The sequence below is a fragment of the Ureaplasma zalophigenitalium genome, from assembly GCF_025780055.1.
GTDB classification, from domain to species: domain Bacteria; phylum Bacillota_I; class Bacilli_A; order Mycoplasmatales; family Mycoplasmoidaceae; genus Ureaplasma; species Ureaplasma zalophigenitalium.
Map to the genome: position 1 here is coordinate 38,292 of NZ_JAOXHJ010000005.1, position 17,530 is coordinate 55,821.

The 17,530-nt window shown below is 31.6% G+C and carries 12 protein-coding genes; 4 read left to right on the forward strand and 8 right to left on the reverse strand.

The genetic code is table 4. The features are described 5' to 3' along the window. The first annotated feature begins 25 nt into the window (after window positions 1-25). Complete coding sequence (gene serS, locus OF365_RS02460; protein WP_263818030.1) at window positions 26-1,282, forward strand: serine--tRNA ligase; 1,257 nt, start codon at window positions 26-28, stop codon at window positions 1,280-1,282. A gap of 116 nt (window positions 1,283-1,398) precedes the next feature. On the opposite strand, the gene OF365_RS02465 is transcribed toward serS, so the two are convergent. From OF365_RS02465 to OF365_RS02495, 7 genes are all read right to left on the reverse strand, one after another. Further along, entirely contained in the window at window positions 1,399-3,030 is a 1,632-nt protein-coding gene (locus tag OF365_RS02465; RefSeq protein ID WP_263818031.1) for a Vmc-like lipoprotein signal peptide domain-containing protein, read from the reverse strand. 122 nt (window positions 3,031-3,152) lie between these two features. Beyond that, window positions 3,153-4,073, reverse strand: coding sequence for a coiled-coil domain-containing protein (locus OF365_RS02470; protein WP_263818032.1), 921 nt, complete (start codon window positions 4,071-4,073; stop codon window positions 3,153-3,155). Between the two features lie 10 nt (window positions 4,074-4,083). Then, window positions 4,084-6,132: an iron ABC transporter substrate-binding protein gene (locus tag OF365_RS02475; protein ID WP_263818033.1), complete on the reverse strand. Its 2,049-nt coding sequence runs from the start codon at window positions 6,130-6,132 to the stop codon at window positions 4,084-4,086. 169 nt (window positions 6,133-6,301) lie between these two features. Next, window positions 6,302-7,333, reverse strand: coding sequence for a 30S ribosomal protein S2 (rpsB, locus tag OF365_RS02480; protein WP_263818034.1), 1,032 nt, complete (start codon window positions 7,331-7,333; stop codon window positions 6,302-6,304). 152 nt (window positions 7,334-7,485) lie between these two features. Then, a complete protein-coding gene (locus OF365_RS02485; RefSeq protein ID WP_263818035.1) occupies window positions 7,486-9,075 on the reverse strand; it encodes a hypothetical protein in 1,590 nt (529 codons plus the stop codon). 160 nt (window positions 9,076-9,235) lie between these two features. Continuing rightward, window positions 9,236-10,033 (reverse strand): hypothetical protein, encoded by a 798-nt coding sequence (locus OF365_RS02490; protein WP_263818036.1) that lies wholly within the window; start codon window positions 10,031-10,033, stop codon window positions 9,236-9,238. Between the two features lie 3 nt (window positions 10,034-10,036). Continuing rightward, complete coding sequence (locus tag OF365_RS02495) at window positions 10,037-12,166, reverse strand: Tex-like N-terminal domain-containing protein (RefSeq protein WP_263818037.1); 2,130 nt, start codon at window positions 12,164-12,166, stop codon at window positions 10,037-10,039. Window positions 12,167-12,239: 73 nt separating this feature from the next. Between OF365_RS02495 and OF365_RS02500 the strand changes: the two genes are divergently transcribed. The 3 genes from OF365_RS02500 to rsmG are packed head-to-tail and all read left to right on the forward strand — an operon-like array spanning window position 12,240 to window position 16,928. Further along, a complete protein-coding gene (locus OF365_RS02500; protein WP_263818038.1) occupies window positions 12,240-14,357 on the forward strand; it encodes a DUF31 family protein in 2,118 nt (705 codons plus the stop codon). A gap of 11 nt (window positions 14,358-14,368) precedes the next feature. Next, window positions 14,369-16,225, forward strand: a complete 1,857-nt coding sequence (gene mnmG, locus OF365_RS02505) for a tRNA uridine-5-carboxymethylaminomethyl(34) synthesis enzyme MnmG (protein WP_465245900.1) — start codon at window positions 14,369-14,371, stop codon at window positions 16,223-16,225. Further along, window positions 16,218-16,928, forward strand: coding sequence for a 16S rRNA (guanine(527)-N(7))-methyltransferase RsmG (gene rsmG, locus OF365_RS02510; protein ID WP_263818039.1), 711 nt, complete (start codon window positions 16,218-16,220; stop codon window positions 16,926-16,928). Before mnmG ends, rsmG begins: the two co-directional genes overlap by 8 nt. Window positions 16,929-16,976: 48 nt before the next feature. On the opposite strand, the gene OF365_RS02515 is transcribed toward rsmG, so the two are convergent. Beyond that, on the reverse strand, window positions 16,977-17,530 hold a 554-nt coding region (locus OF365_RS02515; protein WP_263818040.1), incomplete at its 5' end, for a hypothetical protein.

Sequence of the window (17,530 nt, forward strand, 5' to 3'; positions counted from 1 at the left end):
TTAATATATTAATCAAGGAGTCAATATGCTAGATATTAATTTAATCCGTACGAACCACGAAGATGTTAAAAAAAGACTACAACACCGCAACTTTGACGTTCGCACAATTGATGAAATTTTAAAATTGGATGAACAAATCCGTAATTTAATTTTACGTAGCGAGAAATTGCAGGCTAAGAAAAACCAGGATAGTAAATTAGTGGGTGTTTTAGTAAAAACAGATCCAATAAAACACCAAGCATTAGTCCAAGAATTGGCGGCTTGCAAAGAGGAGATCGCTATTTTAACAGAAGAACTTAATGAATTAAAAACAGTCTTTAATGATTTAATGAATAAGGTGCCAAATATGTTCGACGATTCAGTGCCTTTAGGCGTTGATGAGAACGATAATGTAGAAGTCAAACGTTGATCATCTCCGCGTGTTTTTGAATTTACTCCTCTAGCACACTGGGATTTAGCTGTAAAAAACAAACTTATTGATTTTAACAAAGCTACTAAAATTACAGGATCACGCTTCATTATTTATACGAATCATGGAGCCAAATTATACCGTGCATTACAAATGTTTTGTTTAGATCACAACATTGCTCACGGATACACAGAAATTGCTTGTCCAGTTATTGTTAATCAACAATCATTATATGCCACAGGACAATTGCCTAAGTTTAAAGAAGATTTATTTGCTTTAGAAAATTCTGATTATTATTTATCACCTACAGCTGAGGTACAACTAACAAATCTTTTCCGCAACGAAATTATCATGCAAAACGAACTACCTTATTATTTTACAGGTTTAACTGCTTGTTTTAGAAGCGAAGCAGGATCAGCTGGTAAGGATGTGCGTGGAGTTATTCGCCAACACCAATTCATGAAAGTTGAAACAGTGAAGATTGTAGCCCCGGAAAATAGTATGCAAGAGTTAGAAGATTTAGTAAGGAACGCTGAACTAATCCTAGAAGCTTTAAAACTACCCTATCGTCGTTTATTACTTTGCAGTGGCGATATGGGATTTAGTAGTGCAAAAACATATGATTTAGAAGTTTGATTACCGTCGTATAATGCTTATAAAGAAATCTCTAGCTGTTCAAACTGTCGAGACTTCCAAGCACGCCGTGCGAAAATAAGATATAAAACAAAAACAGAAGACAAAGCCAGTTATGTACACACGCTGAACGGATCAGCTTTGGCAATTGATCGGTTATGAGCTGCAGTTGTAGAAAACTACCAAACACCAACAGGCGAAATTGACATTCCCGAAGCGCTAAAACCATACTATGCATAAAAAACACCGTGGTGTTTTTATATAAATAGACTTCAAGAAAATCAATTATTTCAATAAGTTAAAGAAAGCAAACAAAAAAACAACCAATTTTTGGTTGTTTTTTATTTAAAAGCAAATTATTTTTTATTGGCTTTTCATTTAGCATATTGTTCAAAACCAATAAATACACCCGCTTGTGTATCTTTTTGGTTTTCTGGATACATTCGGTCAATTGAACGGAAACGACGAGACGTAAATGCGAAACTTGAAAAAATAGGGTTATCTTTTTCTATTTGCGAACTTCAGTTATTTTTATTAATTAAACTGTTTGGAGATGTAAATGTAACATATCCTGATCCGATAGTGTTAATATTAAATTTATAAAAATCAGTTTCGTAAGTATTAACTACTCCCTTAATATGACCAGTTCCTGGGAATGATTCTTTATCACCAATAACTTTAATATTTTTTAATCAATCACCTGAAATCCGTTTTAAGTGTTCAATACTTGAAGCAATTCCACGGTCAGATGTTGAAATTTCTAATGTTGAAATATAATCTGGACGTAATCCTAATGAAATAGCTTGGTCTAATACGTGGAATGAAGATGCATAGAAATAAATGTCAGTTTTATCAGCTCGGTGACGTTTATATGGATCACGACCCTCTTTGAAGATTTTTTTACCATCACTTGTTGTCATTAAATCGTCTTCAGTGAAAAGAGGTGTAGGATTTGAATAAAGTTTGAATTTTTCTTTAGCTTTTAAACCATCTAATTCCTCTTTAGGCATTCCAAATCATTCAGAATACTTTTGCAGTAATCAGTGCATACCTGTTAAACCATAGCTTGCACTTCATGCTTCATTGCCTGAAAAGATAACGTTTTTTTCAGGATTTTCTTTAACAAAACGACGTAATGCAAAATCGGGTTTTGCAATTAATTGTTCTGAAAAAGTTTCTCCTTTTGGACCTTTGAATTTAGAGCTAACTCCCCGGTCGTTATAAATAAAAATTGCACGATCGAATGAATTTTCAAATGAATCAATTAATCCATTCAATGTTTTAATTTTCATTTCAGGAGTAGAACCTTTACTATAAACATTTGTTCCACCAATACTTCATTGATTATCAATTAATTCAAGAATACTATCGTTCTTAGGCACAGGAAACTTCATACCCAAACCTGGCTGTCTATCATAGTCAGGAGATGAAAATAAAAGAGGCAAGTCTAAAGGTTGGTACATGTAAATTTGGTTCATATTATTAACATCGAGTGTAGCAGCGCCAACACGAGAAAAGATACCAACCGTAGCATTTTGAGCGCGTAATTTTTTTCAGAACGGGGAATTTGCATACATTTTTATATCATGTTTCAAAGCGTTAATTTGTTTTTCTACTTCTTCTACGAAAGTTGGCTCGTGTTGACCACTTGCGATTAGAGGTTTAAAAGTAGATGATTTACTTAAATCAATAGCTGAATCTAAATCTTTGGCAAAATTGCGGATTTGTTCAAAAGGTGAGTTCCAATAAGTAGATCAATAATTTTCAGTCGAAACATGGTTAGTTGAATAATCGGTTTGATCTCCTCTTAGATTTAAGATTTTATCTAATCTTTCTAATTGTTCAGTTGTCAGTTTAGTTGATTGACTTCCAACACTACCAGATTGTGGCTTGTGACAACTTGTTGCCACTGCAGTAATTGACCCAATCGCAGCTAAAATTCCCAGCGATGAGAATAATAGTTTTTTGTTAAGTTTATTTTTTTTCATTAATGTTTTCCTTATAAAATATTTATTAAATCATCATTATAATAACACAAAAACAAAAAAGAGGCGTTGAATCAGCACCCCTTTAAACCATAATAAAAAAAGCAAGTTAATTCTTGCTTTTTTTATTTGATTTTAACAACAATGGGATCTTTAAATTGAATTGTTCATTGATTATAAATGTTGTCGCTATGCGTGTGTTGGAAAGAAATGGCTGTAATGCGAATTGCCTGTTTATTTGTTAAATAAGCCAAATCATTAATTCGAAAAGACATGGAATTTAAAACAAGATTATTGTCTATTTCTTTGATTGGCTCAGCATTGGTATATGCTCCGATGCCATCGATACGTAATTGAACTTTATCAACACCAAACTTCGTCATTTGATATAGCGAATCGTTAATTTCCAAACCATTAAAGATACCTGTTGTTTGACTGATAAACGGGTCATTATTAGCGAAATTAAGAACGCTGATATCGCCTTTTTTATTTTGCACCAAACTGGTTTCGTATTTATCTAATTGGTGGCTATGATCATGATGGTAATTATTTGTATCACTTAAAACTAATCAATCAAAGCACATTAAACTATTATTAGCATTTACATTTAAGACAGATCCATTAATAACTTGGTTATCTATTTTTTGAGTTTTAGTATATGGATTATCCGGGTTGTTAAAACGATAATCTGCAACTAAATTTAATGCTAAGGTCGAGTTTTGATACTCCTGTTCTTTTATATCTTTTTGTAGTTTGGCTAAGTAATTTTCCATTTCTTGTTTTACTGTGTGTTTAATACTATCATCACTAGCCTCTTTGTATTTTTTTTGCAAAGAGTATATCTCTTGATTTATTTGATTAATTTCAGCTTCTGATTTATATTTTTTATCTTGAATTCGCTTAACTAATCTCGCAAAATGTTGGTCTACTTGAGTTGCGAAATTATCGGTTTGCTTACAGGCAAAAGCAGCTAACGGAATGGTTAGGATGGGCAAAGTAGCTAAACTTAAATATGTAATGACTTTAGTTTTTCTTTTGAATTTCATATTATCACCTTTATTTTTCTTGTACAAATTGATCTCAATAATCACCTCAGTTATAAGCGTCATTGATTTCAGTTTGATATTGATCTTTTAAATCTTTGGAAATAAGATTTAAAAGATTTTCTAATGTAGCATCTAAAATTTGGTTATAACCAATCGGAGACCGGATTCCTTCTGTTCACAAAGTATAATCTTCAATAAAAATGTTTCGCGACAAAATTTTTGGGTCTTCAACGGTTTTTTCTTGGACATCATTAGTTAGCATAGCATTAATATAAGTGTTTGTAGTGTGATTAGCAAACAGGTTTTTTTTATCCTTTGATAGATTAAAAATCACATCAAAATTATTATTGAATTTTGAGAAATTACCAGCTTCTAAACTGTCTGTCCCTAAATTTCACCACCATCCGTGGTCATCCATATTTAAAATAGAGTTTGTAATAGACTCTTTTGCTTTTTTGACTGCCTCACTACCATCGTCATATAAACAGTGCATATCACCATTGTCATGAATATGACAACCTTTAGGGATTTTATTGGCTACTGGTTGCAACAATGCTTGATATGCATTACCTTTCAAATGAGGTCTTGGACCTTTAAAACCTAGATCATAATATAAAAATCCATATTTAGAAATAGTTTGTAATGTACTTGTCCCGTTTCGCTCAAAAGTGGTCAATAAACCAATTGCTAATGACTTATCATTATTAAAATTATAAGTACTAGGGTCATAACGAGCATCCACTAAATTTAATTTTTGAAACAAATGACGCATTTTAGTTAAACGGTCATATAAATTGCCTGCAATGTGATCGGCATTTTTTAAAGCGTTTTTCATTAAATTTAAACGCACAGGATCATTAGCAAATAATTTAGCAGCTTCAGGAGAGTGTGCATAAGCCACGGTCCAATAAGCAATATCATATAAATACAACATCGCTTCACGCATGGAACCTAAATAAATTTGAGCTCCTCCATCTAAACGCAAGTTTTGTTCATAAACAGGGTGGTGGTGCAGGACTGATTGACTTTTTTTGTCCTCATCATTATTTAGCTCGCACAACGGGAGTGGATCATTCAAATTATAACTACACAAATCAGGGCGATAGTTTAATTTTTTAACACCTGCTTTTTTCTCTTTTTCAGATAGAATTAAATTATTTATCAAGAAGAAAATTTTTGAATTTAAGGAGTTTTGGTTGCGTCAATCACTAGCTGGAGCAAAAATAGGCACAGCATTTTGGTTGATTACAATTTGGTTATCACTTGTTTTTTCATATCCAATAATGAATTTAGCAAAATTAGAATTTCAAAAATCAAAACCTAGATTAGCATAATCATGTAAATAACGTTCATTAATTTGTTGGGCATGATGGGCATAATTATACAAAGGATATAACTCCCCTTTTTGTTTATCGTGGTACTGCAAGCCTAACTTTAAATTTTGACGCAGTTCACTATCGGGTTTGATGTTGAAGTTATTGATTTGTTCTGGTGAAAGTGTTAAAAATAGGTCGCGACTAGCCTTGAAATCAGTCGGATAAGCATGTGTGTTTTTAGTGATTGGTCCGCCCTGCAATTCTAATGTTTTAGCACCTGGCTGAAAATGTGAACTATCAAATAAATAACGCTCATATAAGACCATTGATCCTTTATTAAAATACCAATATTCTTCTGATCGTCCTTCGTTATACGCATTACCACTAAAACTAAATCAAGAAGGGTCATAGTTTTGAATTTGTGCTTCTAAATTAGCTAATTTAGAGGTGAGTTTTTGTGCAAAGTCTGGTTTGCTTTTAATATATGATTGAAAGGTTTGAGACTGTAAGGCATTCATGTAATCAAACGGCGATTTTTTCTTTCAAAACAATTGAGTTGGATAAAAATCAGGAGCAATTCCCAAAGCCAAAAGGTTGTCGGCTTGCGAAACATAAGTGGGGAAAATTTTATAAAGTTTAGCTTCTTGCTTGCACGATGTGCTAAGGATTGTGACGACACTAGCTAAAACCCCGAAAGCAGATAATCCTGTAAAAATCCTTCATTTTTTTGATAAACGTTTCATATTGCGCTTACTCACCTCTGTTTCTAATGATAATATAATATATTTTTAAAAGTAAAAGGAAATAGATTTTATTCTTTAGTTTTTATTAAAAACCCAAAAAACATACACATTAAAGAAAAAAACCTTTTGCGATAAAACAAAAGGTTTTTTAAAAGTGAGAAGAATTGAATTATTTAGCTTGAGCGTTAATTACCGTTGTTTGTTTAACAGATTCTTCACTTGAATTAGATTCGTTTGTATTTCTGTTTGGACGGAAATTATTACGTGGGTTGTAGTGTCGGACATAGTTACGATTGAACATTCCACGAGCACGATTTTTGTTGTTTGAACGAGTTTCAGGAAGAATGATTTCTTCATCCTTACGGTTAACAACTTTTGTTGGTTCGTTTCTAATTTCAGCAATAGCATCAGCTAAAACACCAAGAATTAAAGCAATTGATTTAATTGCATAGTTATTAATTGGAATAATATAATCAATTAAAGTTGGGTCAGCGTTTGTATTAGCTAAAGCGATAACAGGAATTTTTAATTTACGAGCTTCACGCACTGCGTTAATATCGTTTACAGGATCAACGATAACAATAACATCAGGCAGAGCACGCATGTTTTTAATTCCACCATAGAACTTAGCTAATTTATCAGTTTCTTTTTGAATTTCTAGTTGCTCTTTCTTTGTGTATTTGCTAATATCATCATTTTCAATACGTGATAAATTACGGTTGTATTTACGAATTGAATTGTTAATATTATTGAAGTTAGTTAATGTTCCACCCAATCAACGTTGAGTAACGTAGAAAGAATCAGTTCTCTCAGCTTCAGCTTGAACGATATCTTTTACAATTTTTCCACGTGTTCCAACGAACATTGCCTTTCCGCCGTTTGAAACGATTTCTTGCAGAAATTTATAAGCACGATCTAAAAAAACGATAGTTTTTAAAACGTCAATAACGTGATTTTTAGAACGTTTAACGTGAATGTAACCTTGCATTTTTGGATTTCATTTACGTGGGTGTAGCCCAATGTGAGCACCCGCCTCAGTTAATTTATCAACTGAAACCAGTTGTTTTAAGTTTTTTATAGTTGAATTTGCGTTGACTTTCGACTGAATAGCATCAGCAGGTGTAGTAGGTTTTTTTTCTACTTTCGCATTTTCAGTTGAATTTTGTTCAACTGATTCAACTTTGTTAGTCAAATTTTCCATTTGGAAGCACCTTTCGTGTATTAATTAATAATTTTGTTATTTTTATTACAATAACTAATAAATTATATAACAAAAGAATGCGAAAAACAAGAAAATAAAAACAAACCAAGACAGTTTGTTTTTTATTTTATTTTTTTCTCAGATATAAAGTTTTATTTTTTATTTTTTCAAGCAATGTATTCTTCATATCCTTCAAGAGCACCTGCAGGCTGATCTTTTTCATTTTGTGGATAAACTCTATCAATTTCACGGAAACGACGAGATGTAAAGGCAATACTTGATAATAAATCTTCATATTCTTTACCTCAGTTTTTTGAATTTAAAATATTCCCTGACTTAGATCAACCAGAAAAACCAGCACCTAACGTATTAATATTTAAATTGTAAAAGAATTTCAGGTGAGTATTTGATAAATCACGAATGTGTTCAGAACCAGGGACACTAGCTGTTCCGATAGTAGGTATTTTGTTAATTAAATCCGCACCATACAATTCTTTTAAATATTCAATACTTGATAACTTACCTTTATCAGATGTTGAAATTGTTAAAATTGAGAAGTAGTTAGGGTAAATACCAAGTGATAACGTTTGGTCTAACACGTGGAATGACGAAGCGTAGTAATTAATATCTGTTTTGTTAGCACGATGTTTTTTATATGGACTCTTACCTTCTTTAAACACCTTATAAACTGTTTCTGACTTAGGATCTTTATAATCCATTAAATCTTCATCAGCGAATAATTTGACTGGTGTCTTGTTAATTTTGAATTTTTCTTTAGCTTTTAAAGCTTCCAATTCTTCTTTAGGCATTCCAAATAATTCTGAGTATTTTTGTAATAATCAGTGTGTACCAGCGATTCCATAAGTCGAACTTCATCCATCATTACCCATAAAAACCATGTGATTTTTATTCGAGTTTTTAATTAAACGTAAAGGAGTAAAACCAGGATTATTTACAAGGTGATCACGATAAGTTTCGCCGTTCGGACCTTTATAAGATTGAGCGGCTCCTTTGTCGTTATAAACATATATTAAATAATCAAATTTTCCACCGAAACCATCTAATAAGTCGTTTACGACTTTTGTTTTAGCAGCTGCATCACTAGAGCCGTGGACAATTGCAGCACCAAATGATCATTGACTGTCTAATAGTTCTGCTCCTCTTTCGCTCGGAACTGGGAATTTAAGGCCTAATCCAGGTAAATCTTCAAAATCAGGGGAAGTATATAGTAGTGGGTTATCATCGGGTTGGTAAATACTAATAACATTCATATTTTCGACGTCTAAATCAGAAGGTCCAACACGAGATGTTAATCCCACAGTTGCTTTCTGCTCACGTAATTTCTTTCAGAATGGGGAATTCGCATACATTTTAATATCGTGTTTTAAATTTGCGATTTGTTTTTCTGCTTCCTCTGCAAATGTTTTTGAATACTTACCTGCATCAATTAGAGGTTTAAAAGTTGATGATTTTGTTAGATCAATTGCTTCATCTAAACCTTTAGCTAAATTTCGAAGTTGTTCAAATGGAGAATTTCAAAAGCGAGCAAAATAATATGCATCTATAGGACCAGAATTTCCATATTTTTTTTGCGCCCCTTTTTTAGCTAAAATATCGCTTATAATTTCATTTTTAGTTTTAGTTTTACAGCTGGCTGTGATGGCAGCAATTCCCCCAAGTGCAGCAATAGCCCCAAAACCTAATAAAGAAAAACCAAGCATTTTCTTGTTAATTTTTTTCATGAATAATCACTCTTTCTATTGATCAACACAGTTAAAAACACTAAAAGTTGATCTTTTTTTCTTTTTTCACTATGATTGTACCAAATATTGCAAAAAGCAACCATACATCAGCACCCAAAAATATCAAAAAAATAAAAAAGAAAAAAATCGCAGTTGTTATCTACGATTTTTTGGACAGTTGAAACCGCTGTTTATGTGTTAATTTTAAAGGCGCTTCTCCTATAAAAATAGAAACTTCTACAGTTAAATCAAGATTTTCGGGATCATTGGTCTCATATATTTGTAAATCAGTTACCTTAATTATTAATTGATTAAAAGGAGGTTGATTTTTATAAGTTTGAATCTTCGTAAGAGTAGGGTTATCCACATTTAAAATCAGAGCTTCGTCTCCTAGTTTTTTAATTTCGTGAGCTGAGGCATTTTTATATTCAGGTTTAAGTTGAACACCAAAGAAATCAAGTTGTAATTCTTTGTTTTTGGTTAGCGCTTCTTTTAAATACTTTTGATAACGCAGTTTTGTGTTGTATCTATTTAATTCGTCAGCCGAAATATATTCTTGGATATGTTCCACAATTTTTTCTTGGTTTTGATAAGTAATTTTAATCTCAAAAAACAAAATATTATCACCCAATAAGCGTGGTTTATTAATGACTTCATAACTTAATTCATCGGGATTAATTTCATCTTTTGTTTGAAAATTAGGTTTAAGAATTTTAAAGATAGTGTAATCTTGCGGATCTTTTTCATTGCGTGCAAAGCTTTTTAATGCTTGCTCTGCCGTAATAGATCTAGTACCGTAATTCTCGTTGATTTTAATAATTGGTTTGTTAATCTTACGCAAAACAACTTCACTAATTTCCTTTTTAGCACAAGCAAAAGCTATTAAGGGCAATGTGCTACATAAACCCAAAGAAAAAGCTAATCCAGAAAAAATATGTCATTTTTTTTGTTTCTTCATAATTTAGAGTACCGCCACGACAATCTGTTGTTTACTAATATTGATTTTATCAATTTTTACCTTGATTTTCATATTAATAGATAAATCAGACGCATTTACAACAAGTTTGTTAGGAGCAAAAACACTCTTAGGAAGACCAATATCAATAAAAAGACCAAAATCAGTGACGTTCGTAATAATTCCATCATATATCTCGTTAATCTGTAAATCATCAATTTTTTTTAATTGGTTTCAAAATAATAAAGATCCATAATCATCCCGAACATCATATGTTGGGTTATTTAAGGCTTCAAGAATGTAATTAATTGTTCAATGTGAAAGGTTGAATTCAAGACTTAACTGATTTATTAAATCGGTATCGAGCTTCAAATTAACGCTTTGATTCAGCACATCATCGGCCGTAATATTTAATTTATGCATTAGTTGCTTAGCTGTATCATAATCATCCGGATGAATAATGGTACTATCAAGCACCTCGGGTGAATTATGTACACGTAAAAAACCGATTGCTTGCATATAAACTTGTGGTGTTACATAGGGAATTTTTTTAATTTCTTCGCGCGACTTGATTGTTTTATTAGATTCTAAATATTTCATAATACTATTAGCTGCGCGTTTATTTAAACCAGATATTCTCGCTAATAAGTATTTATTGGAAAGATTAATATCCACACCAACCTGATTTACACAATATGATACACAAAAATCTAATTCCTCATTTAACATTTTAGTATCTAAATCATGTTGGTATTGTCCAACACCAATGTTTTCAGGATCAATTTTAATTAACTCGCTTAATGGATCTAAAACACGTCGAGCAATACTAATAGCTGAACGCACATTAACAGGAAAATTACTCAACTCCTCATTAGCGATTTCATTAACTGAATATGCTGATGCTCCGTCTTCATTAACACTTACAAAAGGGATTTTTAACTCTCTATTTTTTAAAAATTGATTAACTCAAATTAAAGTTTCGGTTGATGCAGTTTTATTCCCAATTGCAATTAAACCGACATTATTTTTAGTTAATAAATCATATAAGAGATCCTCGGATTGATGAACTTTTTTAAAAGGTTCGTGCGGATAGATCGTTTGTGTTGCTAAAACGTTATTAAATGGATCTATGACTGCTATTTTACAACCGTGTGCGAATCCAGGATCGATGCTTAAAATAGTTTGGGGCAATACAGGTTTAGTTAATAATAAGTGTTTTAGATTATTACTAAAAACTTTAATACTTTGCTCCTGTGCCTTGTTAGTTAATTCCTTGTGCACACTATTAATAACAGCAGGAAAGACTAAACGTTTTAACCCGTCTTTAGCGGCTTTGGCTATATAGGGTGCGCAATCAGTATCCCTTTTTTTATGATATTTATTAGCAACAAAATTAATAATATAATCTTCATCGAAAACAAATTTTAACGATAAAATTTTAGCTTCAACCGCTCGGTTAATTGCCATAATTTGATAAGCCTTTAAAAAGCTTATCTTGTTCTTTCAATCATAGTATAAATGATATTTTTCTTCTTCATCAAGTTCTTGCTTAGATATTTTAGTTTGAACATAACCATAATTTCACAAACTCTTAAGAGCCATTTGTGAACCAATTGGATCTTGGGCAATGATTGAGGCTACAATATCACAGGCTTTGTCGATAGCTATTTCCACTGTTGGTAATTGTTCGTTTAAAAAATCAACAGCAACCTGTTTAACATTAGTTTTATAATCATTTTTTAAAATCAAATGAGCCAAAGGTTCTAAACCTAATTCAATCGCTTTTTTAGCTTTTGTAACTCGGTTACTCATGTACGGTTCATACAACGTTTCTAATTCGCTTAGTGTTTGAGCATTTTGAATAGCTGCGAGCAATTCATTTGTTAATAAATCCTTAGATTCTAAAGTTTGAATAATGAAAGATCGGCGTTTATCTAATTTGATTAAATAATTGTATCGATCCGCAATCTTTTTAATCAAATGTTCATCCATGTTATTTGTTTTTGCTTTTTGATAACGAGCGATATAGGCGATGGTGTTTTCTTGTTTTAATAATTCTAATACATTACGAATATAAACCTCGTTAATGTTGTTTTCGTTGCTCATTGAGCGGATAATATTTTCGTATGTTTGCATCTAAATACCTTATTATTCTTCTTATTTTGTTATCATTTATAATTATATTTAATTGTATGTTAATTGGTGAGTTATGAAAAAACAATTTAAAAAAAGAATATGACAATGAGCTATTTTATCTTTTAGTTTTGGAGCTAGCGCAATCGCTGCGACAGGCTGTAGTTTTTTGCGTCGCATCCCAGGATTAAATTTTTTGCAAAAAGCTTATGCTATAAAAATGCTACCAGCTAATGAATACGAAACACTACCTTCTACAATGACGGATGAAATGATTTTGAAGAGTTTTGTTTTTGTATTCAAAGACACAAAAGAAGAGGTTATTTTAGAACAAAAAAACTTACACATTAAGAATAAAATCCCTAATGATAAGCAAGGTTCTTTAGATTTAGTTTTATATGATGAAAAATTAAACAAACACTTTAACGTGTCGATTAAAAACGTTTTTATTAACGATAAAATTTATAATGAAATTGCAAATCTTCTCGAACCAACACCACAAGTATATAGTTTAGACGAAATGTTAAATTTGCATGGTTCACCGTTTGAAATTATTAACGAAAACCCTTATTACCGGGAATATTTAAAAAAGGCTAATAATTATTTTAACCAAATTACAAGAGATGACGAAGTTGTTAAATTTTATTTAAATAAGACGGGCTTTCTTGGTTTTAATACAAATGAAGCGACCAGACTAGATTTACTGAAAACAACAAGAACCAGCCAATCATTAAAATACCAAGTTTCTTTTTTGAATTACATTGCGCGCGACGAACTTTTGAAAGCAAATGAAATTGAGACAGATTGGGATGTTGATATAGATATCATTAATCAATTAATCAAAAATAATCCATATGGCTATTTACCAAGTAGTTTTCTACAGTTTTTTAATTGATTAACACCAAGTGAATATACACGTTTAATACAAAGAAAAAATATATGAGCAACAGATGTGCAAGTAGAAGGGATTAGTTTCCGTTCATCTGACCGACATGGCGAATTAGAATTGTATATTTTGCTATCAAATAACAAATATATTTATAAAAAAATTACGCATCATAATAGTTTATTAAAAACAAATGAGGATTATTACCAATATATTTTTGATCGAACAATTAGTTTGAATATGCTACAAACGAATGAGAAAAATGATCTTAACATCATTAGCGGAACGGGTTTTATTTTGGATCGAGTCATAACAGATGACCCTGATACATATACATTTTTAGTTGCTACAAATAACCATGTGTTAAACTTACGCTCTTATAATGACAAAGAAGAGCCTATTAAATGGTTTAACCAAGAAACCTACAATCAATTTTTAGAAGATCATAAAACCGATATTTCTAATGAGGCTTACGAAGATAAAGATCGTTATAAATATCTTTTATGGGGAAAGACACCAGAGAAATCAGCTATTTCCAATAGTTTTTCATCAATTAATGGTGTTGGTTTTTCTCGATTGTCCAAAGTTTTAAATTATACAGAAAACAATTATCTCACACCCTTCTTTTTTATGCCACAATTAACTGGACATGATTTGATTTTTAAAACTCATGAAAATGAAATTAAAAACTTACATCAATTACAAAATGGAACAATTGATTTTGTCGTAATCAAAATGCAGGTTAACAAAGAAGATGTAACTAAACAACTTCCAGAATTAAGTAAAATTATAGGAACTGATCGAGAAGAACAGTGATATGTTAAATATCAACCAAAATACCGATACCATCCACAAATAACAACCTTCTCAGCTGGATATGTTGGAGCTTCTGACCACTCTACTGGACTAAGTTTATGAAAAGGTTCAAAAGGTGTTGGTAACTTAGTTATTGGGAGTGAACACACTATTCACAAGACAAATATATTAACAAACGGTAAACAGCCTTTAGGTCCAGACGACTATCGTTATAATATAGGTAGTCAGATTTATACATCTGATGAACTAGGTAGCTTAGCAGGAGGATCAAGTGGTTCAATGATGATTGATGCCAATTTTAATTTAATTGGGATTCATTATGCAGGATTGCAAGAAGGAAATATAACTAATCGTAGTAATGCTATTATCGGTAATCTTTTTTACTCATATAGTCCAGATTTACAGGGAGATACCGATGCTATTGCAGCATTAAGAACTTATTTAAAAGCACAGGATATTTACACAATTAAATATAATCCATCCAACAAATAACGGAGGTAAGAATGAATTTTCAAAAAATGTATGATGTAATAGTAGTGGGAGCTGGCCATGCTGGTTTAGAGGCTTGTTTTGCAACAGCTAAATCTAATTTGCGCACTTGCTTAATTACCCTGAATAAAAAAAGCATTGGTCTAATGCCATGCAATCCATCGATCGGAGGTCCTGCCAAAGGAATTGTAACTCGAGAAATTGATGCATTAGGAGGGATGCAAGCAAAAGCAGCAGATGCTTGTGCGATGCAGATGAAAATTTTAAATTCATCAAAAGGTCCTGGTGTATGAGCAATTCGTTCACAAACCGATAAAGTAGCTTATCATAATTGATTTGTTAAAGCGGTTGAGCAACAAGATAATTTAGATTTATACGAAGCTGAAGTAACTGATTTAATTATCGAAGATGACCAAATAAAAGGTGTGATTATTAATCAAAAAGAAAAACTTTATGCCTCTGTAGTTATTTTAACAACAGGAACTTATTTACAATCAGTAACCCATAAAGGAGCATTGAAAATTAATGAAGGTCCAGATGGTTTAAATAATGCTCAATCTTTATCATCAGCTTTAGCAAAACTAGGTTTTGAGCTAATTCGCTTAAAAACAGGTACACCTCCCCGGATCAAAAAAGATTCTATTAATTACGAAAATATGATTTACGAACCTGGTACTAATGATTTAATTGCGTTTAGTCATTACCAACCTATATATAAACCTTTTGATGAACAACTCCCATGCTATATTATTCATACTAGTCAGCCTCTGCATGATTTAATTAATGCTCATTTAAAAGATTCTGCCATGTATGGTGGAATGATTGATGGCGTCGGACCTCGTTATTGCCCTTCAATTGAAGATAAAATTGTTAAGTTTGCAAATAAACCACGACACCAAATCTTTGTTGAGCCAGAATCATATTCGCTCGATTCCATTTATTTAGGCGGTTTTTCTACATCGATGCCAATTGATGTCCAAGAAAAAATGATTCGTATGCTACCAGGATTAGAAAAATGTGAAATTCTAAAATACGCCTACGCGATTGAATATGATGCAATTGACCCAACACAACTTTATCCTACGCTCGAATCAAAAAAAATTAAAAATTTATATTTTGCCGGTCAAATCAACGGGACAAGTGGTTATGAAGAAGCCGCTGCCCAGGGTTTAATGGCAGCAATTAATGTAATTTTAAAATTCCAAAACAAGCCACCTCTAATTTTAAAAAGAACAGAGGCCTATATTGGTGTTATGATAGATGATATTGTAACTAAAGGTATTATAGAGCCGTATAGATTATTAACATCGCGCGCTGAACATCGTTTATCATTACGTAATGATAATGCAGATGATCGCTTAATTCAATATGGATATGATATTGGATTGGTATCACAAGCAATGTATGATGATTATTTGCAATCACAAGAAAACTTCGGTGCAGTTATTACATGGCTGAAAAAGACAACAATAGGACAAATTTCAGCACTAAAAAACACCACAACAAAAACTAATGTTAGTTTGTTTGATTATTTGAAAAGACCAGAAATTAAATTAGCAGATTTATTAGTTTATGAAAAAGAATTCGCCAATTTTGATAATCAATTAATTTCTAAAATTCAAATCGCTGTCAAATACGAAGGTTATATTAAGAATCAAGAAGAACATTTGCGCCAATTGCATAGTTTGGATGAATTCAAATTAGATCCCTCAATTGAATACCACAAAATTCCCAATATTTCACTAGAAACAAGGGATAAATTAGCTAAAATCCGCCCATTAGACTTACAACAAGCATCACGAATTTCAGGTGTTAACTTAGTTGATATCGCAATGATTAAATATTATTTGGAGCACAAAAAAGATGAATAAAGAAATGTTTGTGAAGGAAATTAAAGAACTTTTTCCACACTTAAACAAAGAACAAATTGGTTTAATTATTAATTATAAAAATTTAGTTCAAGAATATAATCAGTACTTTAATTTAACACGATTAGATGATGAATCAAAAATATATCAAGAATTTTTATGGGATTCTCTTTTGCCTTATAGTGACCAAAGTATTATGCCAATTGATGCACACAAGCGACTAATTGATATAGGGTCAGGTTCTGGTATCCCAGGAATTTTAATTGCGATAGTTTTTACATCCTATCAAGTTGTTTTGTTAGAAGCTAATGCTAAAAAATGTACTTTTTTAACAAAAGTTATTAAGCAACTACAATTAAGAAATGTTGAAATTTGGAATATGCGAGCAGAAGAAATGACGCTAGCGATGCGCGAATCCTTTGATATTGCAACTGCTCGCGCTGTGGCTAGCTTATATAAAATATTAGAAATATCAACACCTTTTGTCAAAGTAAATGGCATTTTAATTGAACCGAAAGGTTTAGCTTACGAAGCTGAAGTCAGTGAAGCATTAAATACAATTAAGTTGCTTAATTTAACATTACTAAAAAACAATTCATATGTTTCAAATACTAAAACAAATAATGTTTTAGTATATCAAAAAAACAAACCTACAAATAAACGATACCCACGGAAATGATCTCAGATTGTAGTTAAACCTTTATAAATGAGTGTAGTTGTTTTAAAAAGTCGGTTTCTCAAATAATCCTATCTTTTATGAACTATATAATGAAAACGGCGTTAAAATTTGGAAGTGTAAGAAAAATGGGGGTAAGCCAAACGGCTTACCCTTTCTTCATCTCTTTAAAAATTTTTTGAACCGTAGGAAACTTGGGGGTATATTATACAACACCTTTTTTGTTTCATCATAAAAATAAGAATAATCCACAGTGTAATCAATATTTTCTTTTAATATCTCCCCATTAAACATTACTTTGGGCTTAGCTTCGGTTTGCATACCATATCTATATTTAGGTTTATCAAAAGAAACTGATGCGTTTGTGATATCGCTTAATAAATTCTTTGAATCTGTATTTTTATAGTTGTTACGAGTAAATACTTTAATTCTTGCAACACCACCAAAAAGTTTTTGACTAATCACCCATTGATTATCACGATTCACGTAACTTAAATCAAGATTAGAAAACTCTTCATCTGAAAATTTTATTTTTGCATCATTTTTATCATTTTTTACAGATGCAACAATCGAAAACCTTTGATGAGGAGCTAATTTAATTTCTTTATCTAGCTCTATTGTTCTTAACCCAC